The organism is Methylopila jiangsuensis (genome assembly GCF_027922305.1).
GTDB classification, from domain to species: Bacteria; Pseudomonadota; Alphaproteobacteria; order Rhizobiales; family Methylopilaceae; genus Methylopila; species Methylopila jiangsuensis.
In genome coordinates this window covers 960,569-985,174 of the sequence record NZ_BSFK01000016.1, presented here as the reverse complement: position 1 = coordinate 985,174, position 24,606 = coordinate 960,569, and the positions used below count along the sequence as shown (strand labels likewise).

General features: G+C 68.2%; 16 protein-coding genes, 2 tRNA genes and 1 CRISPR repeat array (1 of these 19 running past the window's edge). Of the genes, 5 read left to right on the top strand and 13 right to left on the bottom strand.

Translation table 11 applies throughout. The annotated features are described in order from the left end of the window. Window positions 1-227 precede the first annotated feature (227 nt). The 12 genes from PKE85_RS17600 to PKE85_RS17545 all read right to left on the bottom strand — a co-directional run bounded on the left by PKE85_RS17600 (window position 228) and on the right by PKE85_RS17545 (window position 14,376). Window positions 228-301: transfer RNA gene (locus PKE85_RS17600), tRNA-Gly, on the bottom strand. 19 nt (window positions 302-320) lie between these two features. Next, window positions 321-405: transfer RNA gene (locus tag PKE85_RS17595), tRNA-Tyr, on the bottom strand. Between the two features lie 145 nt (window positions 406-550). Continuing rightward, window positions 551-3,997 (bottom strand): DNA polymerase III subunit alpha, encoded by a 3,447-nt coding sequence (gene dnaE / locus PKE85_RS17590; RefSeq protein ID WP_271206061.1) that lies wholly within the window; start codon window positions 3,995-3,997, stop codon window positions 551-553. Between the two features lie 560 nt (window positions 3,998-4,557). After that, window positions 4,558-5,232 (bottom strand): ABC transporter ATP-binding protein, encoded by a 675-nt coding sequence (locus tag PKE85_RS17585; protein ID WP_428981379.1) that lies wholly within the window; start codon window positions 5,230-5,232, stop codon window positions 4,558-4,560. Between the two features lie 56 nt (window positions 5,233-5,288). Next, window positions 5,289-6,590, bottom strand: coding sequence for a lipoprotein-releasing ABC transporter permease subunit (locus tag PKE85_RS17580; RefSeq protein WP_271206059.1), 1,302 nt, complete (start codon window positions 6,588-6,590; stop codon window positions 5,289-5,291). Window positions 6,591-6,598: 8 nt separating this feature from the next. Continuing rightward, window positions 6,599-7,921, bottom strand: coding sequence for a proline--tRNA ligase (gene proS, locus PKE85_RS17575; protein ID WP_271206058.1), 1,323 nt, complete (start codon window positions 7,919-7,921; stop codon window positions 6,599-6,601). 462 nt (window positions 7,922-8,383) lie between these two features. Further along, on the bottom strand, window positions 8,384-9,595 hold the full coding sequence (locus tag PKE85_RS17570) for an acyl-CoA dehydrogenase family protein (RefSeq protein ID WP_271206057.1): 1,212 nt from the start codon (window positions 9,593-9,595) through the stop codon (window positions 8,384-8,386). A 10-nt stretch (window positions 9,596-9,605) separates the two neighbouring features. Then, window positions 9,606-10,958 carry an LLM class flavin-dependent oxidoreductase gene (locus tag PKE85_RS17565; RefSeq protein WP_271206056.1) on the bottom strand — a complete coding sequence of 451 codons (1,353 nt, stop codon included), beginning with the start codon at window positions 10,956-10,958 and terminating at the stop codon, window positions 9,606-9,608. A 136-nt stretch (window positions 10,959-11,094) separates the two neighbouring features. Further along, window positions 11,095-11,571 carry a tetratricopeptide repeat protein gene (locus PKE85_RS17560; protein ID WP_271206055.1) on the bottom strand — a complete coding sequence of 159 codons (477 nt, stop codon included), beginning with the start codon at window positions 11,569-11,571 and terminating at the stop codon, window positions 11,095-11,097. After that, window positions 11,552-12,322 carry an ABC transporter ATP-binding protein gene (locus PKE85_RS17555; protein WP_271206054.1) on the bottom strand — a complete coding sequence of 257 codons (771 nt, stop codon included), beginning with the start codon at window positions 12,320-12,322 and terminating at the stop codon, window positions 11,552-11,554. Before PKE85_RS17555 ends, PKE85_RS17560 begins: the two co-directional genes overlap by 20 nt. 21 nt (window positions 12,323-12,343) lie before the next feature. Further along, on the bottom strand, window positions 12,344-13,177 hold the full coding sequence (locus PKE85_RS17550) for an ABC transporter permease (protein ID WP_271206053.1): 834 nt from the start codon (window positions 13,175-13,177) through the stop codon (window positions 12,344-12,346). An 86-nt stretch (window positions 13,178-13,263) separates the two neighbouring features. Further along, complete coding sequence (locus PKE85_RS17545; protein WP_271206052.1) at window positions 13,264-14,376, bottom strand: ABC transporter substrate-binding protein; 1,113 nt, start codon at window positions 14,374-14,376, stop codon at window positions 13,264-13,266. Window positions 14,377-14,553: 177 nt separating this feature from the next. Between PKE85_RS17545 and PKE85_RS17540 the strand changes: the two genes are divergently transcribed. The 4 genes from PKE85_RS17540 to PKE85_RS17525 all read left to right on the top strand — a co-directional run bounded on the left by PKE85_RS17540 (window position 14,554) and on the right by PKE85_RS17525 (window position 18,822). Beyond that, window positions 14,554-15,363, top strand: coding sequence for a transporter substrate-binding domain-containing protein (locus PKE85_RS17540; protein ID WP_271206051.1), 810 nt, complete (start codon window positions 14,554-14,556; stop codon window positions 15,361-15,363). Then, the gene (locus tag PKE85_RS17535; protein ID WP_271206050.1) at window positions 15,354-16,409 is read left to right on the top strand and encodes a cytochrome-c peroxidase; all 1,056 of its coding nucleotides are present in this window, start codon (window positions 15,354-15,356) and stop codon (window positions 16,407-16,409) included. The genes PKE85_RS17540 and PKE85_RS17535 overlap by 10 nt, the downstream gene beginning before the upstream one ends. Before the next feature lie 121 nt (window positions 16,410-16,530). Further along, window positions 16,531-17,454, top strand: coding sequence for a sulfurtransferase (locus PKE85_RS17530; RefSeq protein ID WP_271206049.1), 924 nt, complete (start codon window positions 16,531-16,533; stop codon window positions 17,452-17,454). Window positions 17,455-17,613: 159 nt separating this feature from the next. Continuing rightward, complete coding sequence (locus tag PKE85_RS17525; protein WP_271206048.1) at window positions 17,614-18,822, top strand: YeeE/YedE family protein; 1,209 nt, start codon at window positions 17,614-17,616, stop codon at window positions 18,820-18,822. A 10-nt stretch (window positions 18,823-18,832) separates the two neighbouring features. Here PKE85_RS17525 and PKE85_RS17520 read toward each other — a convergent pair whose 3' ends face one another. Further along, window positions 18,833-19,939, bottom strand: coding sequence for an LLM class flavin-dependent oxidoreductase (locus PKE85_RS17520; protein ID WP_271206047.1), 1,107 nt, complete (start codon window positions 19,937-19,939; stop codon window positions 18,833-18,835). An 89-nt stretch (window positions 19,940-20,028) separates the two neighbouring features. Between PKE85_RS17520 and PKE85_RS17515 the strand changes: the two genes are divergently transcribed. Continuing rightward, window positions 20,029-20,979: an aliphatic sulfonate ABC transporter substrate-binding protein gene (locus PKE85_RS17515; protein ID WP_271206046.1), complete on the top strand. Its 951-nt coding sequence runs from the start codon at window positions 20,029-20,031 to the stop codon at window positions 20,977-20,979. A gap of 137 nt (window positions 20,980-21,116) precedes the next feature. Further along, a CRISPR array of direct repeats spans window positions 21,117-24,606; the repeat unit is 36 nt; unit sequence GTTGCTGCTGGACCGCAATCTCTGAGCGGTTAAACT; it runs 2,486 nt beyond the window's last position.

Sequence of the window (24,606 nt, the reverse complement as noted above, 5' to 3'; positions counted from 1 at the left end):
TCAACGTGACCAATCGTTCCAATGTTGCAGTGCGGCTTCGTCCGCGCGAACTTTTCCTTGGCCATGGCTCTTGCTTACGTCCTGCGGTGGGCTGGATGAGGTGTGTCAGGGTCGACCGGATCGACGCGTGCGCTTCTTTACCCGGCGGCCAGAACTTTGCAAGCGTCTGTCGCCGGATCGGCCGGCTGTTCGTCTCCGCCCGTCACGGCGGTGAAGCTTCAGAGAGATGGAGCGGGTGAAGGGAATCGAACCCTCGTCATCAGCTTGGAAGGCTGTTGCTCTACCATTGAGCTACACCCGCAAACTCTTGGTCGGACAGATGGTGGAGGGGGTTGGATTCGAACCAACGTAGGCTGAGCCAACGGATTTACAGTCCGTCCCCTTTAACCACTCGGGCACCCCTCCACGTTCTGTCCGTCATCAGCCGGCGCCGAAGACGACACGAAAGCGTCAGCCCATGGGCGATCCGCTTTCGTGGGCGGTGCTTTAGGGGGCCGAGCCCGGTCGTGTCAACCGCTAAGATGACACGCAGCCCGCCCCATCCCCGGCCTCACGCCGCTTCGACCGCCACCACCCCCGGCACCGCCCTCAGCGCCCCCGCGATCTGCGGCGAAACCCGGTACTTGCCGGGCAGACGGATCTCCACCTCGGTGGCGCCCTCCTCCAGCATCAGCACCACCGAGACCTCGCCGTCGCCGCCGCGCTCGAGCCGCCTCGCCAGCGTCTCCACGGGATCGGGCGCCCGCACGAACACCCGCACCGACCGCTGCAGCCGCTCCGCCGCCCGGTCCAGCGGCTCGACGTTCTCAAGCCGCAAGCGCACCTCGTCGCCCTCGACCGCGGCGCTGACCGAGACAATCACCGGCGTGTTCGGCTCGAGAAGGTCCCGGTGCTTCGCGAGACCTTCCGAGAAAATCACCGCCTCGTAATGCCCGGTCGGATCCGACAGGGTGATCACCCCCATGCGGTTGCCGCTCTTGGTCTTGCGCTCCTGGCGCGCAAGCACGGTGGCGGCGAGCCGGCCGGCGGTCGCGCCCTGCTTCGCGGCGTTGACGAAATCCCCGTAGCGCTGCAGCCGCAGCTTTTCGAGCAGGGCCCGGTAGTCGTCGAGAGGATGGCCGGAAAGGAAAAAACCGACTGCCTCATATTCCCGCTTCAGCCGCTCGCCGGTGGACCAGCCTTCGTAGGGCGTGGGTCGAATCGGATCGGCCGTGGCGCCGAACATGTCCGGCTGGCCGCGGTCGGCCGATTCGCGCGTGCGGGCCGCGATCGCCATCACCGCCTCGACGCAGGCCAGCGCCCGCGCGCGGTCCGGCTCCAGCGCGTCCAGCGCGCCGGCCTGGACCAGCTGTTCGAGCGCGCGCTTCGGCAGGGCGCGGACGTCGATCCGGCGGGCGAAATCGGCGAGATCGGCGAAGCGGCGGCGGCGGCTTTCTCCCACCAGCGTCTCGACCGCCTGCGCGCCGACCCCCTTCAGCGCCGCAAGCGCATAGAGAATCGCCCCCTCGCTGACGTCGAACGCGACCGCCGAGCGATTGACGCAGGGCGGCTTCACCACGATGCCGAGCCGCAGCGCCTCCTGCCGGAACTCCGCCAGCTTGTCGGTGGAGCCCATGTCGAGCGTCATGGAGGCGGCCAGAAACTCCACCGGGTGATTCGCCTTGAGATAGGCGGTCTGGTAGGCGACCAGCGCGTAAGCCGCCGCATGGCTCTTGTTGAAGCCGTAGTCGGCGAACTTGGCCAGCAGATCGAAGATGGTGGAGGCGTCCGCCTCGCCGATGCCGCGCTCGGTGGCGCCGGACACGAAACGCTGCCGCTGGGCGTCCATCTCGGACCGGATCTTCTTGCCCATGGCGCGCCGGAGCATGTCGGCCTCGCCCAGTGTGTAGCCGGCCAGCGCCTGCGCGGTCTGCATCACCTGCTCCTGGTAGATGATGACGCCGAAGGTTTCGCCGAGGATCGGCTCCAGCTTGGGATGCGGGTATTCCGGCCGTTCGAGCCCGTGCTTGCGGGCGCAATAGACCGGTATGTTGGCCATGGGGCCCGGACGGTAGAGCGCGACCAGCGCGATGATGTCCTCGAACCGGTCAGGTTTCATATCGGCGAGCGCGCGCCGCATGCCCGCGCTTTCCAGCTGGAACACGCCGACCGTCTCGCCCCGGGACAGCATGGCGTAGGTGGCGGCGTCATCGAGCGGGATCGTGCCGAGGTCGAGGTCGACCCCGCGCCGCTTCAGCAGGTCGACCGCGGTCGTCAGCGTCGTCAGCGTCTTGAGGCCGAGGAAGTCGAACTTCACCAGCCCCGCCGGCTCCACCCACTTCATGTTGAACTGGGTCACCGGCATGTCGGAGCGCGGATCGCGATAGAGCGGCACGAGCTCCGACAGCGGGCGGTCGCCGATCACGATGCCGGCGGCGTGGGTGGAAGCGTGGCGGTAAAGCCCTTCGAGCTTGAGCGCGATGTCGAGCATGCGCCCGACCTTCTCGTCCTCCGCCCGCGCTTCGGCGAGCTTGGGCTCGTCGGTCACCGCCTGCTTGAGCGTGACCGGATTGGCGGGGTTCTGCGGCACCAGCTTGCAGAGCTTGTCCACCTGCCCGTAGGGCATCTCCAGCACGCGCCCCACGTCGCGCATCACGCCGCGCGCCTGCAGGGTGCCGAAGGTGATGATCTGCGCAACGCGGTCATGCCCGTAACGCCGCTGGACGTAACGGATTACCTCTTCCCGGCGGTCCTGACAGAAGTCGATGTCGAAATCCGGCATCGACACGCGCTCGGGATTGAGGAAGCGTTCGAACAGCAATCCAAACCGCAGCGGGTCGAGGTCGGTGATGGTGAGCGCGTAGGCGACCAGCGAGCCCGCGCCGGAGCCGCGGCCCGGACCGACCGGAATGCCCTGGTCCTTCGCCCATTTGATGAAGTCCGAAACGATCAGGAAGTAGCCCGGAAACTTCATCCGCTCGATCACGTCGAGTTCGAACGCGAGCCGCTTCTCGTAAGCTTCGACGTCAAGCTCCGGGGCGGGTCCATGCAGCGCGAGACGGGCGGCGAGACCGACCTCCGCCTGACGCCGCAATTCGCGCGCCTCGTCTTCGGCCCCGTCCGCCCCGGAGGTGAAGCGGGGCAAAATCGGCTTCATGGTGCGCGGTCGGTAGGCGCAGCGCCGGGCGATCTCGACGCTGTTGGCGGTCGCCTCCGGCAGATCCGCGAACAGCGCGACCATCTCGGCCCGGCTTTTCAGGCCATGCTCGGGCGTGAGCTGCCGCCGGTCGCTCTCCGCCAGATACCGCCCTTCCGCCAGACAGATCAGCGCGTCATGCGCCTCGTGATCGGCGCGGTCGCCAAACCGCGCGCCATTGGTCGCCACCAGCGGCAGGCCGCGCTGGTAGGCGAATTCCGCGAGCCCGCTTTCCACGCCCTTCTCGCTCGCGAGACCGTGGCGCTGAAGCTCCACATAGAGATGGTCGCCGTAGAGATCGGCCAGCCGGTCGAGACGCGCGGCGGCGAGATCGTCCACACCCTCGAGCAGGAGCCGGTCCACCGGACCTTCGGGGCCGCCGGTGAGCGCGATCAGCCCCTCGCGGTGGGCCTCGAGCATGGCCGGGGTCGCGAACACGCCCTCGGTCGGATCGCTTTCCAGAAAGGCGCGGCTGCCGAGCGCCATCAGATTCCGGTAGCCGGCTTCGGACCTTGCCAGCAGCACGATCAGCGGGCGGCGTGCGTCACGCCCCGGACGGCCGGGACGCTCCTCCCGGTCGGCGAACTCCACGTCGACGGCCATGCCGCAGATGGGCTGGATTCCCGCTGCAGCCATCTTTTCGGAAAACTCGAGCGCCCCGAACAGGTTGTTGTCAGTCAACGCCATGGCCGGCATGTGGTCGGTCTTGCCGATCGACGCCAGTCGGCCGACGGTCAGCGCGCCTTCCAGCAGCGAGAACGACGAGCGCACATGGAGATGCACGAAACCGAGATCACCCCGAAGTCCGTCCGCATTGGCCATGACGCCCTCCTTAGACCTTGCGATCCTAGACCGTCCGCGCCCGCCAAATTCGCCGCCGACGCCATCCGCACAGGTTTTTCATCTCAGGTCGCCGCCTAGATGGGTCCCAGCGCCGCGCCCCAGAACAGCACCGCCCCGATGAAAACGCTCACCGCGCAGAGTTCAAGCACCCCGCCGCACACCACCTTCGCCGCCTGCCAACCCATGGCGCCACTCCGTTTTTGAACTTGCTAAGTTCATTTTTTGTTCTCATAACGTCCGGAGTCAAGAACAAATCTGTGGATGGTGCGGAAGCGGGGTGCGAGCGACATGGCCGCGTGGATGGGGGAGCTCCGGAGACAGAGGAGCAGAAGTCGCAGTCGCCTACGTCCGTTTGGAGCGCGGGCCGGGCCGTTCGGGAATCGGACGGCGGCGGTTTTGGTCACGCCGGCCTCGACGTTTCCCGTCGCCCGGCCGCGGCGATCGTTGGATTTCAGAGCTTGCTTGGACATTCGCGCTTGGCGTCATCCCTGAGCTTGGTCCTCGGGCATGACGCCAAAGCCGAAGCTTCCGACAGGCCGTCAGAGATCGACGATCTGGCCGTCGCGCAGGGTGATGCGGCGGTCGAGCGTGCCGGCGAGATCGAGATTGTGGGTGGCGACGACGGCGGCGAGGCCGGAGGCGCGGGCGAGCCGCGTCAGGGTGTTGAACACATGGGCGGAGGTCACGGGGTCGAGGTTGCCCGTGGGCTCGTCCGCGAACAGCAGCCGCGGAGCGTTGGCGACGGCGCGGGCGATCGCGACCCGCTGCTGCTCGCCGCCTGAAAGCTCCGCCGGCCGGTGCGACAGGCGGTGGCCGAGACCGAGATAGGACAGCAGCTCGCTCGCCCGCTCACGCGCCTGGGGCGCCGGCAACCCACGGATCAGCTGGGGCAGCGCGACGTTCTCAAGAGCCGAGAACTCCGGCAGGAGATGATGGAACTGGTAGACGAAACCCACCTCGTTGCGCCGAAGCGCGGTGCGGGCGTCGTCGCTTAAGGACGAGGTCGGCTCGCCGTCGAGATAGACTTCGCCGCCGTCCGGCCGCTCCAGCAGGCCGGCCACATGCAGCAGCGTCGACTTGCCGGTGCCCGACGGCGCGACCAGCGCGACCACCTCGCCGGCGTGCAGCGCCATGGAGGCGCCGGACAGCACCTCGAGCGCGTCGGCGCCCTGGCGGTAGCGGCGGACCACCCGGTCGAGCAGCAGCATCGGCATGCGTTCGTCGCGCGCGGCCTCGAAGGCCTCGGCGGCGTCATCCTCGGACAGGTCGCTCATTCGTAGCGCAGCGCCTCCACCGGATCGAGCCGGGCGGCCCGCCAGGACGGATAGAGCGTGGCCAGCACCGACAGCGCCATCGCCATCAGCACCACCGCCGCGGTCTCGCCCGCGTTCGGGTCGGCGGGCAGGCGGCTGAGGAAATAGATCTCCGGCGAGAACAGCTCGGTGTTGGTCACATAGGCGAGGAAGGCGCGGATCGCCTCGATGTTCCAGCACACGAGCATGCCGAGCACGAAGCCGGACAGGGTGCCGACGATCCCGATGCTCGCCCCCGTGATCAGGAAGATGCGCATCACCGCGCCGCTGGTCGCGCCCATGGTGCGCAGGATGGCGATGTCGCGCCCCTTGTCCTTCACCAGCATGATCAGCCCGGAGATGATGTTGAGCGCCGCCACCAGCACGATCAGGGTGAGGATGAGGAACATCACGTTCCGCTCCACCTCAAGCGCGGAGAAGAAGGTGCGGTTCCGCTCCCGCCAGTCGATCATGTAGACTGCGCGTCCCGCCGCCTTGCGCAGCTCGGGCTTCACGCGGTCCACCAGATCGGGATGGTTCAGGTAGACCTCGATGGCGGAGGCGTCGTCGTTGCGGTCGAAATAGGCCTGCGCCTCCGTGAAGGGCATGAACACGAAGGCGGCGTCGTATTCCGACATGCCGATCTCGAAGATGGCCGCCACCCGGTAGCTCTTGATGCGCGGCGTCACGCCCATGGGCGTCACCTCGCCGTTGGGCGAGATGAGCTGGATGGTGTCGCCGGCGCGCAGCGCGAGCTGGTCCGCGAGCCGCCGCCCGATCAGCACGCCGTCGCCGTCGTCGAAGCCCTCCAGCGTGCCCTCGCGGATGGTGCGGGAGACGAGCTGCAGCTTGCCCAGGTCCTGCGCCCGCATGCCGCGCACCAGAACGCCGCCGGAGGCCGAGCCGGACGAGGCCAGCGCCTGCCCCTCCACCAGCGGAATGACGAAGCGCACGTCCTCCACCTTCGCCAGCCGGTCGGCGATCGAGGCGTAATCCTTCAGCGGCTCGTCCAGCGGCTGAACCACCACATGGCCGTTGATGCCGAGGATCTTGTTCAGAAGCTCGGTGCGAAAGCCGTTCATCACCGCCATCACGATGATGAGCGTGGCGACGCCGAGCGTCACGCCGAGAAACGAGAACCCGGCGATGACGGAGATGAAGCCCTCCTTGCGGCGCGCCCTCAGATAGCGGCCGGCGACCATCCATTCGAACGGCGCGAACGGGCGGGTTCCGCCAGTCGCGTCCGCGACGGGGGCGTTCGCCGTCTGGGAGGCGGCCATGCGCCGGATCAGCCGATCAGGCGCGCGAGCGCGGAGTCGATGCTGACGGCCTCAGCCGCGCCGCCGTCGCGCCGCTTCAGCTCCACGGTCCCGGCGGCGAGGCCCTTGGGGCCGACCACGAGCCGCCAGGGCAGGCCGATCAGGTCCATGGTGGCGAACTTCGCTCCGGCGCGGTCGTCGGTGTCGTCGTACAGCACGTCGATCCCCTGGCTCGTCAGCTTGGCGTAGATGTCGTCGCAGGCCGCGTCGGTCGCCTGGTCGCCCGGCTTGAGGTTGACCAGCCCGACCTTGAACGGCGCGACCGCATCCGGCCAGATGATTCCGGCGTCGTCATGGCCGGCCTCGATGATCGCGGCGGCGAGCCGCGACGGGCCGATGCCGTAGGAGCCCATGTGGACCGGAACGTCCTTGCCGTCCGGGCCGGTGACATAGGCCTTCATGGATTCCGAGTACTTGGTGCCGAAGTAGAAGATGTGGCCCACCTCGATGCCGCGGGCGGACAGGCGCTTGTCCTCCGGCACGGCGGCGAAGGCGGCCTCGTCGTGCTTCTCCTCGGTGGCGGCGTAGAGGCTGGTCCAGCGGTCGACGAGGCCCTGCAATTCGGCGGCATCGTCGAAGTTCACCGTCGCCTCGGGCGTCGCGAACTCCAGGTAGTCGCTGTGGCAGAACACTTCGCTCTCGCCGGTCTTGGCGAGGATGATGAACTCGTGGCTGAGATCGCCGCCGATGGGGCCGGTGTCGGCGGCCATGGGGATGGCCTTCAGACCGAGCCGGGCGAAGGTGCGCAGATAGGCCACCACCATGCGGTTGTACGACACGCGCGCGCCGGCGGCGTCCAGATCGAAGGAGTAGCCGTCCTTCATCAGGAACTCGCGGGAGCGCATGACGCCGAAGCGAGGCCGCACCTCGTCCCGGAACTTCCACTGGATGTGATAGAGGTTCTTCGGCAGGTCCTTGTAGGAGCGGACGCTCGACCGGAAGATCTCCGTCACCATCTCCTCGTTGGTCGGGCCATAGAGCATCTCGCGGTCGTGCCGGTCGCGGATGCGCAGCATCTCCTTGCCGTAGGCGTCGTAGCGGCCGCTTTCGCGCCACAGGTCCGCGAGCTGGATGGTCGGCATCAGAAGCTCGACCGAACCGGCGCGCTCCTGCTCCTCGCGGATGATGCGGGTGATGTTGTTCAGCACCCGCAGGCCCAGCGGCAGCCAGGCGTAGATGCCGGCCGCTTCCTGGCGGATCATGCCGGCGCGCAGCATCAGCCGGTGCGAAACGATCTCAGCCTCTTTCGGCGCCTCGCGAAGGATCGGCATGAAGTAACGGCTGACACGCATGAAAAGGCCCGGACGGTTCGGAGAAAGACGGCGCGACGCAGGGCGCGCCGAACGCGGCGGAACGAAAGCCGATGCCCCCGCAAAACACAAGCCCGCCCGCCCCGCGCGCGCGGATTTGCGCCCGGCCTGGCGCCGCCCCGGCGCCCGGCGAGTAATCATGCATTATTTTTCAGCTTCACTGCGCAAGCAGATGACAGACGCAAAAAGCAGGTCTAAGCTTACTCTCAATAACAAAGGGCCTCCGGCGCGGTCGCCGCGCCGGAGTAATAAGGCCCAAGTCTTGGGAGGATGTCCGCAGGCGAGCCAGATCGCCTAGAGGTGAGCCGCCGAAGTCCCGCACCGCTCGCGGCGCTCACCCGACGGACCGCACGAGGAACTGCCGAAAAGCAGAGCGCCATGCTCTGCTTTTTTTTGCGTTCGCCACACGGCTGGACCACGTTTTGCTCCGCCTGACGTCTTTTCTCAGAAAAACCCGAGCGCCGGCAGCGGCTCGCCGGTGAGCTCGTAGGCGCCCAGCGCCCGGGCCTTCAGCGCGGACGGGTTGTGGGAGGCGAGCGTGCGGGCGTTGCGCCAGTGGCGGTCGAGGTTCTTCGCCCGCTTCGTGGCCGAGGCGCCGCCCACGTCAAACAGCCGGCTCGCGTTCTTGAGCGTCAGCTCGTCCACCACCAGCTTCGCCTTGGCCGCGGCCTCCGCGGCGCGATGGGCGACCTCGGCGCCGGGCAGGCCCCGGTCGCGGACCTCCGCCACCGCCTCGAGCGCGTCCGCGGCCGCCAGCACGGTGGCGTCCGCGGCGAAGGAGGCGGCCGAAATCTCGCCCACGATCTGCTGCAGCAGCGGGTCTTCGGCCGCGCTCCCGGCGGACGCATAATAGAAGTGCCGGTCCTTGCGGGATTTCAGCAGCGCCACCGCGTCGTCGCGCACGTTGCGCAGCACGCCCGCCACCACGCCCGTGACGATGAGCTGGGCCAGGGTGTTGTGGTAGGCGTAGCCATAGCCCACGGTCGGCGTGTCGAAGATGGCCTCGTCCGGCTCCACCCGCACGTTCCGCAGATGGGTCGTGCCCGAGCCGGTGAGCCTCTGGCCGGCGCCGTCCCAGTCGTCGACGGTCTCAACGCCTTCGCGGTCCGTCGGCACGATGGCGGACGCGTTGCGGCCCTCGGGACCCGCGGCCCGCACCAGAACATGGTCGGCGAAGATCGTGCCGGTGGAGTAGTATTTCACGCCGTCGAGCCGCCAGCCGTCGCCGTCGGGGGTCAGCGTGGTCTGGAACGCGCCGCCGCCGATGGCCGGGCTCGCAAGCTCGGTGTTGGCGAGGCCGAACAGCGCGCCGGAGGCCACAAGCGCCGCCCATTTCTCCCGGTTCGGCGCGTTCTTCGCGCGGGCGTGGCGCTCCACGAAGGTGAAATGGTTGCGCAGGGCGTGGGCCACGTTCGGATCGGCCGCGGCGAGGCGGATCACCACCTCCAGCAGCTCCCGGAACGAGGCGCCGCGCCCGCCCTCGGCCTTCGGCAGCCTGAGCGCGCCGAGACGGGACGCGCGGATGCGGTCGAACAGGTCGAACGGCATCACCCGGTCCCGGTCGCGCTCGGCGGCGCCTTCGGCGATGTGGGCGATCAGGGCGTCAAGGTCGTCCGCGCTCTCAAGCGGAAGCGCGCGGAGTCCGGCGGCGATCATGGACGCGCCCTCACTCGGCCGCCACCGCCGCGCGGGCGGCGAAGCGGTTCTCGGGGCGCTTCAGGCCGAGGTTCTCCCGCAGCGTCCGGCCTTCATATTCGGTGCGGAACGGGCCGCGGCGGCGCAGCTCCGGCAGCACATGATCGATCACGTCCCGCAGGCCGCCGGGGATGACCGGCGCCATGACGTTGAAGCCGTCGGCGCCGTATTCGACGAAGCGCTCCTCGAGCTGGTCCGCGATCTGCGCGCCCGTTCCCACGAGCTGCCAGTGGCCGCGAGCCCCGGCGATGCGCAGATAAAGCTCGCGGATCGACAGGTTCTCGCGCCGGGCGAGCGCCGCCACCAGCGCCTGCCGGCCCTTGCCGCCGGCGGTGTCGGGCAGATCGGGGATCGGGCCGTCCGGATCGTAGCCGCGCAGGTCGATCCCGAGCTGCACCCGCAGCAGCTCCAGCCCCACGTCCGGATGCACGAGGCTCTGCAGTTCGTCGAATTTCTCCCTCGCCTCGGACTCGGTCGCGCCGGTGACGATGAAGGCGCCCGGCAGGATCTTCAGCTCGTCCGGCGCGCGGCCGTATTTTCCGAGCCGCCCCTTCACGTCGGCGTAGAAGGCCTGCGCCTCGGCCAGCGTCTGCTGAGCGGTGAAGATGACCTCGGCCGTGCGGGCGGCGAGCTCCTTGCCGGGCTCGGACGAGCCCGCCTGCACCACCACGGGACGCCCCTGCGGGCTGCGCGGCGCGTTGAGCGGACCTTTCACCCGGAAATGCGCGCCCTGGTGGTCCAGCACATGCAGCTTGTCGAGGTCGAAGTAGACGCCGCTGTCCCGGTCGCGGCGGAAGGCGCCGTCCTCGAACGAGTCCCAAAGCCCGAGCACCACGTCCACGAACTCCTCCGCGCGGGCGTAGCGTTCGGCGTGGGGCACCGGCCTGGCGTGGCCGAAGTTCAGCGCCGCCTCCGGATCGTTGGAGGTGACGAGGTTCCAGCCGCCGCGCCCGCCGCTGAGGTGATCGAGCGAGAGGAACTGCCGCGCCAGATTGTACGGGTCGCTGAAGCTGGTGGAGGCCGTGCCGATGAGTCCGATGCGGCTGGTGTGCGCCGACAGCGCGGACAGCAGGGTCAGAGGCTCGAACAGCGTGGCGCCGGTGTGGGCCTTGCGCGCCGCGCCCTCGGGATGGAGCAGCCGCACGTCCACGCTGTCGGCGAGGAACACCGCATCGAACCGGCCCTCCTCCGCAAGCCGGGCGAAGGCGACGTAATCCTCGATCCGGTCGTCGGCGGAGGCCTCCGGCCGGCGCCACGCCGCGGCGTGGTGGCCGGAGACGTAATGAAACGCGTTGAGCTTGAGCTGCCCCGAGCGCTTGGCCATGGCGGTCGTGCCCCTTCGTGGTCGTCGATGGATCGGGCGGCCCGCCCAACATGGAGATCAGGCTAACGCCAAAACATCATATTTTCTATCTAAAATATATAATTTAGAGGCGAAGGCTTTTCGCGCTGCGCGCCCGTCAGGAGGCGGGCGGCACCGGGCGCCCCGCAGCGCGAAGCGCGGCCTCCAGCTTGTCGATCTCCGGGCATCCGTCCGGGTGGCACAGCAGCCGCAGCAGGGTCAGGTTGGTCTCGGCGCGGGCGAAGTCGCCGGTCTCCACGAACAGCTCGCCCTGATATTCCAGCGCCGGGCGGTGCCCCGGATCGTACCAGAGCGCCTCCTTGTACCAGCGCGCCGCCTCGTCGTAGCGCTTCAGATGGCGAAGCGAAAAGCCGAGCAGATTGTAGAGGTCGGCGTGGCGGACGGTTGCGCTGAGCGCCAGCAGACGGTCGGCCGCCGCCTGATACTCTCCGGCGTAGATCTGCGCCCGGACCTGCGCCAGATCCGGCAGGTCGGTGGACGGCGCGGTGTCCGCCGCCATGGCTGTGGAAGCGCCGAGCAGCAGCCCGGCGCAGGCGGCGGCGAACCGCAGGCCGTCACGCCGCGGCGCGGACATAGTCGCCCATGGCGTCGAGCACCCGCTTCTTGTGCGCGGCGAAGGCGGCCGAGCCGCGATCGCGCTCGCCGTCCAGCTCGACGACGATGCGCTCCGCCACCCGGCCGGGCTTGGCGTTCATCACGATCACCTCGTCGCTGAGGAAGATCGCCTCGTCCACGTCGTGGGTGACGAGGATCATGGTGACGCCCTCCGCCCGCCAGATGCGCTGCAGCTCGCCCTGAAGCCGGAGCCGGGTCAGCGCGTCGAGCGCGCCCAGCGGCTCGTCCAGCAGCAGGATGTCCGGCCGGTTGGCGAGCCCGCGGGCGATGGCGCCGCGCTGGGCCATGCCGCCGGACAGCTGGTGCGGGAAGGCCTGCTCGAAGCCCTGCAGCCCGACCAGCGCGATGTGCTCGGCCACCGCCTTCTCCTTCTCCTCCTGCGACCAGCCGGAGTTTTCGAGGCTGAGCGCCACGTTCTGCTGCAACGTCAGCCAGGGCAGCAGGCGGTGGTCCTGAAACACCACGCCGCGGGACAGCGCCGGCTTCGAGATGCGCTCGCCGTTGAGCAGGATGTCGCCCTGATAGTCGCCGTCGACGCCGAGGATCAGGCGCAGCAGCGTGGACTTGCCGCAGCCGGAGGGACCCACGATCGAGACGAAGCCGCCGGGGGCGACGTCGAAGCTCACATGGGACAGCACGTCCAGCCGGCGGCCGTCCACGTCGAAGCTCTTGGACACGTTGCGGATGTCGAGACGGCCGGGAACGCCCATGATGTTTCTCCTTGTCCGTTCTCAGCCTTCGAAGCCCTGCTTCCAGCGCAGCAGGCGCCGCTGGACGAAGAACATGCCGCGGTCGATGGCGAAGCCCACGAGGCCGATCACCACCATGCAGACCAGAAGCTGGTCGGTGAGCAGCAGCCCCTGGGCGCGGAAGATCAGGAAGCCGAGGCCCTCGAGGCCCGACAGACCTTCCGCCACCACCACCAGCGCCCAGGCGAGGCCCGCGGCGTAGCGCAGCGACACGAGGATGTTCGGCAGCGCCGCGGGCAGGATGACCTTGCGCACCAGTTGCCAGCGGGTCAGCGTCAGCGCGTCGGCCAGCTCCACATAGGAGCGGTCCACGTTGCGCACGCCCTGCAGCGTGTTGAGGAACACGGGGAAGAACACCGACTTCGCGATCACCAGCACCTTGGCCGGCGCGCCGATGCCGAGCCACAGCACGATCAGCGGCAGCCAGGCGATGCCGGGAATGTGGCGGATGGTGTCGAAGGTCGGCCCGAAGAACCGCTCCACCCGCCGCGACAGCCCGGCGGCGACGCCGAGGACGAGCGCGAGCGCAGAGCCGTAAAGAAACGCCTGGCCCACGATCTCGACGCTGGCCAGAAAGTCCCAGGCCAGCCGCTGCTTGGTCAGCATGGTCCAGAAGGCGGTCGCCACCGTCGCCGGCGCCGGCAGGAACACGGCGTCGACCCAGCCGAAGCTGGCGGACGCCTGCCACAGGCCCAGGATGATGGCCGGAAGCACGAGGCCGATGAAGGCGTCGCCGCTGATCCGCCGCCGCGACGCCGGAGGCCGGGCCGGGCGCGCCGGAACGACGCCGCCGATGAAATCCGCGCTGCTGGTCATGCCGCTGCGCCCTTCCCTGAACATGCTGGAGAGTTTCGGGACGAGACGGCGCCGGAGCCCGCGGACGCAGGCTCCGGCGGGGTCCGTCAGTTGTAGATCGAGTAGTCGCCGCCCACGAAGAAGCGGCCGTCCACGAAGGCGTCCACCTGCTCGCTGGTGAGGCGGCGCTCGTTCAGGATGTCGTCGCCGTGCTCCACATACCAGGCCTGGAAGGTCTTGATGGCCTCGCGGGCGCGCTGGGCGTTGGGCTCGCCGGCCATGAACTCCCACTCGCCGGCATGGCTGATCTGGAACTTGGCGGCCTCCAGCGGCACGCGGGTCTCGCGGGCGATGATTTCGGCCGCCTCGTCCACGTGGTCGCCGACCCATTCGCGGGTGCGCTCGCGGGCGGCGAGGAAGGCCTTCACCACCTGCGGGTATTTGTTCACGAAGTCGCGCCGGGCGAAGTAGGTCACGCGGCCGGCGTTGTTGACATAGACGCCGTCGTCCGGCGAGCGGCCGACCACCTTCAGCTTGCCGGAGAGCCACGGCCCCACGAAGGCGCCGGCGGCGAGATGGGCGGTGGTGGCGTCGCTCGCGCCCGACAGCACGGCCGAGATCGCGACGGCCGAGTTGTCGATCGAGGTGTAGCGGACGCGGCCCTCCTTCTCGCGGCTATCGAAGGGCAGCCCTTCCTTCTGCAGGATCTCGAACGGCGACGACCAGTAGCAGCTGATGCGGCTCGAGCCGAACTTCTTGCCGTCGAGGTCCTTCACCGTCTGGATGGCGTCGTTGTCGGCGCGGGCGAGGATCGGCGCGCGGTAGCGGTTCGACGGTTCGGACGCCCAGATGATCACGCCGTCGAGCCCGTTCGCCCGGTGCACCGTCGCCGGGTAGATCATGCGCTGGGCGATGGCGATGGCGCCGCCGCCGACCGCGGCCGCCTCGGCGCCCAGCAGGTCCGCCGCGCCGGAGGCGATCAGGTTCACGTTTGTGACGCCGATCCTGTCGAACTCCTGCTTGAAGAAGCCCTTTTCGCGCGCGACCACCGTCCAGGGCGTGAGCTGGAGGTTGATGGCCTTCAGATCGGACGCCGGCGCGACGGCGGACTGAGCCTGCGCGGCCGCCTGAGGCGTGGCGGAGGAGACGCCGGCGAGCCCGAGCGAGCCCAGCCCGGCCACGGCGGCCAGCGCGACCGCGACGCGATGACGAATCTTCATGGTTCCATTCCCCGAAGGAGCAAGGCGGGCGGCCTCGCCACGCCATTTGCTATAAAATCTACATTTTTGATATACAGACTGAGCTGGCATTGCAAGCCCTGGGACGCCACCGGCCACGCCAGCTGGCGGACTCCGCTTCGTCTGAGTTTATGTCTTTCCGAATCAAGGACTTGGCCGATGGCCGTCGCCCACCCCTTCCGTTTCGCGGCTCTGGCCGCCGGCCTCTTCGCTCTCGCCGCCGCAGGCGCCGTTTCGGCCACGGGCCCCGCGACGAAGGCGGCGGCCGCACCGTTGCGCATCGGACTCGCCACGCCGCAGGCGCCCGAGACCCAGGGCGGCCGCATCTATCTGGAGGAAGGCTTCGAGGGAGACTTGGCCAGCGCGCTCGCAGGGCGGTTGAAAACCAAAGCGCAGATCGTGCGGCTGGGACCGGACGAGGCCGACGCGGCGCTGCGGGACGGGCGAATCGATCTTCTGGTCGCCCGCGCCGGACCGGCCGCAGCCCCGAACGTGGAGGCGTTTCCCGTCGGCTACGCCTCGGGACAGAGCGCGGCGCTTCGCTCGGACACCGACATCCGGGACTGGAGCGACCTGCGCGGCCGCACCGCCTGCGTGTCGAAGGCCAACCTCGCCGGGCGGCGGCTGGCGGAAGCCCATGGCGCGACGCTGCGGCTCGCCTCCGCGCCCGCCGCCGCGCTGATCGACCTGCGCACCGGCCTCTGCGACGCCTCGATCCATGACGCCGCGCTGCTGAAGCCGCTGCTGGAGAAGCGCATCTGGCGCAAGTTCTCCGCCACCTTGCCGGAAACTGCGCCGACGACGCTCGCCGTGGTCGCCTCTACGCGCCAGCCGGACGTAGTGGAATGGGCGGCGGAGGCGACCGCCGCCATCGCCGGCGCGGCCGGATGGAAGCAGCGCGCCGCATCCTGGGCCTCGACGGTGGACTTCGAGGTCTATCGCGACCAGGTGGCCGCCGATTGCCATTGAAGGCGGCGCGCCGCGCAGGCCTTGCGGTCCTGTTCGCGCTGGCGCCCACGCCGGCCCTTGCGCCGGAGGAGACGCCCCGAGACCGCCTGCGCGCCGCCTACGCCGCCCCTCCATCCGCATGGCCGACGCCCTGGGTCGACCCGGGCGTGGCCTTCGTGGAGTTGGGAGCCCGCGATCTGCCCGCGCGCGGCCCCGAAGTCGAGATCGGGCTCGGCCGACGCCTGTTCTTCGAGCCGCGCCTGTCCGCGGGCGGCGATCTCGCCTGCGCCTCCTGCCACGATCCGGCGACCGGCTTCACGGTCCGGACGCCCGTCGCCACGGGGCACGAGGGCGCCCGTGGCCGGCGCAACCCGCCTTCGCTGATCGGCGTGGAGGCGAGGCCGAGCCTCGGCTGGGACGGCGGCGCCACATCCTTGAGCGAGCGGCTTCTCGCGCCGATCACGGACCCGCGCGAGATGGGGAACGCCCGCCTCGACCACGCGCTCGCGCGTTTCTCCGGAGACCCGCCATACGCCGGCCTGACGCCCGACCGCGCCGGCGCGGCGCTGGCGGCCTATGTGGCGACGCTCGATTCCGAGACCCGGTTCGACCGCTTCGCCCGTGGCGACGCCGCAGTCCTGAGCGATCAGGAGATCGAGGGGCTGCACCTGTTCCGCACCAAGGCGCGCTGCGCCAACTGCCACTTCGGGCCGACGCTGACGGACGACGACTTCCACAATCTCGGCCTCTCCGCCTTCGGCGAGCCGGGGCAGGACCTGGGCCGGCATGAGGCGACGGGCGACACGGCGGACGCCGGCGCCTTCCGCACGCCGGGCCTGCGCCATGCCCGCGACACCGGCCCCTACGGCCATGCGGGCCTGTTCCCCACGCTGGAAGGCGTCATCGCCCTCTACGACCGCGGCGGCGGCGAGATCTGGATCCGCAACGCGCGGGAGGCCGCGCAGCCGCTGCGCCGCGCGGCCGCCGCCCGTTCGCCTCACGTGACGCCGCTCGGGCTGACGGCGGGCGAAAGGGCCGCCCTCGCCGCCTTCCTGCGGACCCTGTGACCCGGCAAGAAACAGCCCATCACATTATTGTCAATTAAATCTACTGAATATATATATTGACGATGGCCACGCGCTCGGGATCAATCGCGTCCGGTTTGACGAACGGCTCAGGAGGCCGACGATGAAGGCGATTGCGGGGGTGTTGGGCGCGGTTCTGGCGGCGGGGCTGACCGCCGGCGCGGGCGCGGCCGAGAACGGCGCGCTGGTGACGGCGGACTGGGTCGCCGACAACCTGAAGAACCCCAAGGTCAAGGTGTTCGAGGTCAGCGTCGATCCGGGCGTCTATGAGCGCGGCCATGTTCCGGGCGCAACCAACATCCGCTGGCACACCGAGCTGGTCGACCCGGTGAAGCGCGACATCGCGAGCCGGGAGAACCTGCAGAAGCTGCTGTCCACGGCCGGCGTGGACAAGGACACCACCATCGTCCTCTACGGCGACAACAACAACTGGTTCGCCGCCTGGGGCGCCTGGGTGCTGGAGGCCTATGGCCTCGGCGACCGGGTGAAGCTGCTCGACGGCGGCCGCAAGGTCTGGGAGGCCAAGGGTCTGCCGCTCGACACCGCGACGCCGGAGAGCGCCAAGGGCTCGATCGAGATCGGCGAACTGAACACGAAGGTGCGCGCGCGCCTCGGCGACGTGCTGAAGGTGGCCGAAGGCGACCAGAGCTCGACCCTCCTCGACATCCGCTCGCCGGACGAGTTCTCGGGCAAGATCTTCGCGCCGGAGGGCTCCAAGGAGCTGGCGGTCCGCGCCGGCCATGTGCCGAACGCGAAGAACGTACCGTGGTCCAAGGCGGTGAACGCCGACGGCACCATCAAGTCCAAGGACGAACTGAAGAAGATCTACGCCGACGCCGGCGTCGACGGCTCCAAGCCGGTGATCGTCTACTGCCGCATCGGCGAGCGCTCCAGCCACACCTGGTTCGTGCTGGCCAAGGTGCTCGGCTACGACGTGAAGAACTACGACGGCTCGTGGACCGAATACGGCAACGCCGTCGGCGTGCCGGTCGCGAACCTCACCGGCACCGTCTGGCAGGGCAAGTAAGGCTCGATCCGTTTCGTCCGCAGGCGTCGGGGCGCGGCGCCGGCGGACGACGCGCATGGCGGCGGTGGGAAACGCGCCGTCGCCATCATTGCCGGCCGGCGATCCCTACGGGGTCGCCGGCCGCTCTGCGTTCCGCATCGCCTCTCGAAAGGTCTTCCCGTGCTCTCCCCGCTCCGGCGCTTCGGCTCATGGCCGGTCCTCGTCGCTCTCGCGACGCTCGCCCTGCTCGCGGCCGCCGCTCATGCGTTCGGGCAGACCCCGGGCGCGGTGGGCGCGCGCCAGTCCTTCGCCCTGCTCTCAGGCGCCGCCTTCGGCCTCGTGCTGCAGCGCGGGCGCTTCTGCTTCCTGTGCAACCTGCGCGACCTGACCCGGGCCGGCGACCCCCGCGGCGTGCTCGCCATTCTGGTCGCGCTGGCGATCGGAGCGGTCGGCTACGCCGCGGTGTTCGGCGCCTGGGTCCCGAACCCCTTCGGCGGACGCCTGCCGCCCACCGCCCATGTGGGGCCGGTGAGCCCCGCGCTCGCCGTCGCGGCCTTCGCCTTCGGCGTGGGCATGGCGCTGTCCGGCTCCTGCCTCTCGGCCCATCTCTACCGGCTCGGCGAAGGCTCCCCCACCTCCCCCTTCGCGCTCGTGGGCGCGGTCGCGGGCTTCGTGATCGGCTTCCAGACCTGGAACCCGATCTACCTCGCGACCGTCGCCGAGGCGCCCGTGGTCTGGCTGCCGTCCGTGTTCGGCTATCCGCTCTGGCTTGCGCTGACGCTCGGCCTGCTCGCGCTGCTGGCGGCGCTGGCGCTCGCCCGCGCCCGCGCCGGAGCGGCCGACCCGCGCGCGCCGCTGACGCTTCGCAGCGCCGCGCGCGCCGTGCTGGTGGAGCGCTGGCCGTTCCTGCCCACCGGACTGCTGGTGGGAGCGATCGGGACACTCGCCTACCTGCGCGTCGCGCCGCTCGGCGTCACGGCGGAGCTCGGCAGCGCGGCCCGCACCGCGGCGGGCGCCGCCGGGCTGCTGCCCTCCACCCTGTTCGGGCTCGACGGGTTGCGAGGCTGCGCCACCGTGGTGAAGGAGACGCTGCTGTCCGAAAACGGCCTGTTCGTGCTTGGGCTGGTGGCGGCGAGCTTCACCGCGGCGCTCGTCTCCGGCCGCTTCGCGCCCGCCCGTCCCACCCGCGGGCAGGTCCTGCGCGGCCTCGCGGGCGGCGCGCTGATGGGCTGGGGCGCCATGACGGCGCTCGGCTGCACGGTGGGCGTGCTGCTGTCGGGCATCCAGGCCGGCGCGCTGTCGGGCTGGGTGTTCCTGGTCTTCGTCACGCTCGGCGCGCTGGCCCATGACGCCGCGGCGGCGCGGCTCCCAACCCGCGCCGCCGCCTGATCCGCCCGCGTCAGGACACCGCGGCGCGCCGGTCTCCGCCCGCCGCGGCGAGCGCGCGCGCCAGCGGCGCCACCTCGGCGGCGAAGCGGCGCATCTCCGCCTCGAACGGCTGGAACTGCAGCATGAACAACTCGATCCCGGCGGCGTGGAACGCCGCGATCCGCTCCGCCACCTCGGCGTAGGAGCCCACCAGCCCCGCCGCGGTGCCGCCGTTGCTGCCGACCGACGGCCGGCTGGCGATGGCGCGCATCATCACCACCTTCGGATCGGTGTTGGCGCGCTGGACCGCTTTCAGCTCCGCGTCCTGCGCGGCCAGCTCGGCGAGGTGGGCGTGCTCCGCCTCCGCCTCCGCGTGGGTCGGCCGTGCGATGACGAAGGCCGCGAGGCCATAGCGCAGCGGCGGCGCCTCGCCCCTCGGCCGCGCCGCCACGTCCGCGATCAGCGCCCGCACGTTCTCCAGCGGCTGGCCGTTGATGAACCAGACGTCGCCCGCCTGCGCCACCAGCTCCCGCGCCGGCTCCGACTCGCCGCCCACATAGAGCGCCGGCCGGGCGCGATAGGCGTCCGCCGGCCGGAGCCGGTAGTCGGTCAGACGGAAATGCTCGCCCTCATGGGTCACCGCCTCGCCCGAGATCAGGCCGCCCACCACCTTCAGCCACTCCGCGCCATAGGCGTAGCGGGCGTCGTGCTCGGGGAACGGCAGCCCCGCCGGCTCGAACTCCGCCCGGTTCCAGGCGTTGACCACGTTCAGCCCGAAGCGCCCGCGGGAGATGGCCTCGATCTGCAGCGCCATCTTGGCGAGCGTCGCCGGGTGCTGCAGCAGCGGCTTGATGGCGGCGATGATCTCGATCTTCGACGTCACGGCCGCCAGCGCCGCCGCCGCCGTCCAGGCCTCGAGCTGGTCGCGGGTCCGGTCGTGCGGATTCACCGTGTGCTGCGCCACCAGCACGCTGTCGAAGCCCAGCGCCTCCGCCTCCAGAACCAGCGCCCGGTTGCGCTCCCAGGAGGCGTCATAGGGCTCGCGCGGGTCGTTCAGCGCCGCCCGATTGCCGTGCACCGCGGCCCACACCCCGAATCTCAGGCCCCGCGCCCCATTTCCCGCCTCACGATGCGTCACGTCCGCCTCCCGCCCATTAGAGGGCTTGCCCCATAAATATATTCAATCCATAGACATATTGGTTTTATATTTCCAGCATGAGGCCCGCCGTGTCCGTCCGCTTTCTCGCCCGCGCCGCCGCCGTCGCCGCCGCGACCGTCCTGTTCGCCGCCTCCGCGTCCGCCGAGACCGTGCGCATCAGCTTCCAGCGCTCGTCCACGCTGCTGATCACGCTCAAGACCAACGGCGAGCTGGAGAAACGCCTGAAGCCGCTCGGCTTCGACGTGAGCTGGCACGAGATGACCGCTGGCGTGATCCCCACCATGACCGCCCGCGCCGTGGACATACACGCCGACGTGGCAGACGCGGTGCCGGTGTTCACCCAGGCCGCCAATGTGGACCTGACCTATTTCGCCAAGGAGAGCGCCTCGCCCAAGGCGCAGGCGATCCTCGCGCCAAAGGGCTCGCCCATCGCCGAGCTGAAGGACCTGAATGGCAAACGCATCGGCGTGCAGAAGGGCTCCGGCGCCCATTTCCTGCTGGTGGCCAATCTGGCGCGCGCCGGGCTTTCGGTCTCCGACGTGCAGATCTCCTACCTGCAGCCCCAGGACGCCCGCCCCGCCTTCGACCGCGGCGTGATCGACGCCTGGTCGGTGTGGGACCCCTATCTGGCGCAGGTGGAGGCCGAGACCGGCGCCCGCGTGCTGGCGGACGGCTCCAACGGCACCTCCACCTACAAGCGCTACTACCTGGTCAACAGCGAGTTCGCCGCCCAGCACCCGCAGGTGGTGCGCACGGTCTACGCCGCCCTACAGGAGGCCGGCCGCTGGGTGAAGGCGGACAGGCGCCGCTCCGCCGAACTCCTGTCGCCGCTGTGGAAGGGCGTGCCGGTTCCGGTGATCGAGGCCATCACCGAACGCCGCAGCTACGACGTGCAGCCGGTGCTGGCCGAAGACCTCGCCACCCAGCAGGAGATCGCCGACGCGTTCGCGGAATCGAACCTGCTGCCGAAGGCGATCGAGCTGAAAAGCGCCAAGACCTTCGACCCCACCGCCCCTTAAGCGCCCAAGCCGGAAGCCGCGGACGCAGGCGACCTCCCGGTTCCCGCAGCCCCTTCGACGCAGCTCCGGTCAACGCGGCTGGCCCTCAACCGCCAGACTGGCGCGCTGCGAGTCCAAGTCATGGCGGCCACTGCTACGTTGCTATGGGCCCGAAATCTCTGAGCGGTTAAACTCCTATGTTGAACTTAGGCGCGCTGTAAAGAGTTGCTGCTGGACCGCAATCTCTGAGCGGTTAAACTCCTGGGGCGCGCTGACGCGGGACGAGCGGCGTTGCTGCTGGACCGCAATCTCTGAGCGGTTAAACTCAACGCTGTGGCGGCTCCACAAAGCGCCCAGTTGCTGCTGGACCGCAATCTCTGAGCGGTTAAACTGGCGGGCGCAGTGCCCGCTTGAACTGTTCCGTTGCTGCTGGACCGCAATCTCTGAGCGGTTAAACTCCGGACCGCAATGCCGCATCGGCGACAGCTGTTGCTGCTGGACCGCAATCTCTGAGCGGTTAAACTGCGTAGCGCGCCATCACGGCCTCCCAATGGGTTGCTGCTGGACCGCAATCTCTGAGCGGTTAAACTGAACAGGAGATGCTGGCCGGCATCCGCGCAGTTGCTGCTGGACCGCAATCTCTGAGCGGTTAAACTCCAAGCCTGGGATGGAGAGGTTCGCGATTGGTTGCTGCTGGACCGCAATCTCTGAGCGGTTAAACTCCCGGCGCCGGAAGCGGCGCTGGCGCTGGCGTTGCTGCTGGACCGCAATCTCTGAGCGGTTAAACTTCAATCAGGGCGGAACCGGCGCGCGCACGCGTTGCTGCTGGACCGCAATCTCTGAGCGGTTAAACTCGGTGATCGCCAGCGGCCCGGACACGTCCAGTTGCTGCTGGACCGCAATCTCTGAGCGGTTAAACTGTCCGGAACGCTCTGGTCCGGCGCGCCGGCGTTGCTGCTGGACCGCAATCTCTGAGCGGTTAAACTCCCTGCGCTGGGGCGCGCTCCGGTCGCCGCGTTGCTGCTGGACCGCAATCTCTGAGCGGTTAAACTGTGCCGAGCACCTCGCCGAATATCTCGCCGGTTGCTGCTGGACCGCAATCTCTGAGCGGTTAAACTGACCCACGAGATCAGAGGGACTTCGGTGATGTTGCTGCTGGACCGCAATCTCTGAGCGGTTAAACTTGCTCGCCATTCCGGATGACCATCGCGACCGTTGCTGCTGGACCGCAATCTCTGAGCGGTTAAACTCTCCAACGACTTTATGACGCGCCTGCTGCCGGTTGCTGCTGGACCGCAATCTCTGAGCGGTTAAACTTTTCGCCCGAGGCGAAGAACGAGCTGCGCGGTTGCTGCTGGACCGCAATCTCTGAGCGGTTAAACTGCCGGGAACAGCCGCTCCTCGGTTTCCTTCGTTGCTGCTGGACCGCAATCTCTGAGCGGTTAAACTGGCGGGCGCAGTGCCCGCTGGAGATGTTCCGTTGCTGCTGGACCGCAATCTCTGAGCGGTTAAACTTGGGCTATGGCTCGGACGCGGCGCGAACCTGTTGCTGCTGGACCGCAATCTCTGAGCGGTTAAACTTCATCGAGTTCGAGACCGACGCCTTGACGTGTTGCTGCTGGACCGCAATCTCTGAGCGGTTAAACTACGCCGCATTCGCGGCCCACGCGGAGATGGGTTGCTGCTGGACCGCAATCTCTGAGCGGTTAAACTTGCAGTCCATGTCCTCGCGCGGGCTGATCTGTTGCTGCTGGACCGCAATCTCTGAGCGGTTAAACTGACCACGATGCGCAGCGTGATCCAAAGCGGGTTGCTGCTGGACCGCAATCTCTGAGCGGTTAAACTGACGATGTGGCCGTCGTCGAACACCAGCGCGTTGCTGCTGGACCGCAATCTCTGAGCGGTTAAACTCGAAACCGCCTACAACGCGATTTCGGTCCAGTTGCTGCTGGACCGCAATCTCTGAGCGGTTAAACTGCTCCTCGCGAATGATGCGGCTGCGCTCGGGTTGCTGCTGGACCGCAATCTCTGAGCGGTTAAACTGACCGTCAAGGAAGCCCTCACCGCCCCCAGTTGCTGCTGGACCGCAATCTCTGAGCGGTTAAACTTTGTCGAGACGTTCGCCCTGCGCGCCCTCAGTTGCTGCTGGACCGCAATCTCTGAGCGGTTAAACTGCTTCTCCTTTCTAATGAGCGGCCCCTGATGTTGCTGCTGGACCGCAATCTCTGAGCGGTTAAACTTGCCCGGGAACCCCTATCTCGCCCGCAACTGTTGCTGCTGGACCGCAATCTCTGAGCGGTTAAACTGGTCATGCCTGCGGCTCCTTGGCGGCGAGCGTTGCTGCTGGACCGCAATCTCTGAGCGGTTAAACTCCTCCGCCCTCACGGGACGGGACGCGTAGTGTTGCTGCTGGACCGCAATCTCTGAGCGGTTAAACTCCGCCCGATCATGCGCCGCTGGATCGAGCTGTTGCTGCTGGACCGCAATCTCTGAGCGGTTAAACTGCGCTGCTCTACGGCGTCGATTTCTCGTGAGTTGCTGCTGGACCGCAATCTCTGAGCGGTTAAACTGCGCGTTCTATGCGGCTGACGACGGCGAGAGTTGCTGCTGGACCGCAATCTCTGAGCGGTTAAACTCCCCGCCATCGCGCGGGGCTTTTTCATTTCGTTGCTGCTGGACCGCAATCTCTGAGCGGTTAAACTACAGCGACAAGGCCGGCCGTGACAGGCATGGTTGCTGCTGGACCGCAATCTCTGAGCGGTTAAACTCAGCCCGGCGACAAGCCCGGCGACGACACCGTTGCTGCTGGACCGCAATCTCTGAGCGGTTAAACTGGCCGTTTGGGAAAGCGAATGCGCCAACTGGTTGCTGCTGGACCGCAATCTCTGAGCGGTTAAACTCGAGAAGTACGTCGCCGAGCAGTTCGTCTAGTTGCTGCTGGACCGCAATCTCTGAGCGGTTAAACTGACATTCTCAGCACCGCGGCGGAGCGTTCGTTGCTGCTGGACCGCAATCTCTGAGCGGTTAAACTCACCGGCCACCTGCAGTAGCGCCAGCGGCAGTTGCTGCTGGACCGCAATCTCTGAGCGGTTAAACTTTGACGCCGATGTCCCAGGCCGTGTGGACCGTTGCTGCTGGACCGCAATCTCTGAGCGGTTAAACTGTCGCACATCCGGTGCCCATATCCCGATCAGTTGCTGCTGGACCGCAATCTCTGAGCGGTTAAACTTCGGGTTGCGGGTGGCCGCAGGCGGCGCGCGTTGCTGCTGGACCGCAATCTCTGAGCGGTTAAACTGACGGTCGACGTGCGCAAGCCGGGTCAGTAGTTGCTGCTGGACCGCAATCTCTGAGCGGTTAAACTATCGGCTTGGCGGTGGCGGAGGCCGCGCCGGTTGCTGCTGGACCGCAATCTCTGAGCGGTTAAACTATGCGGCGAACGCGGTCGGCCCGGTTTCGAGTTGCTGCTGGACCGCAATCTCTGAGCGGTTAAACTCCGTGGTGTCGTCCAGCGTCAGGCCGCCCAGTTGCTGCTGGACCGCAATCTCTGAGCGGTTAAACTTTCCACAGTTTGAACGTGACCTCGTTGCCGGTTGCTGCTGGACCGCAATCTCTGAGCGGTTAAACTTCGAAGGCCTCCTGCGCCAGGCG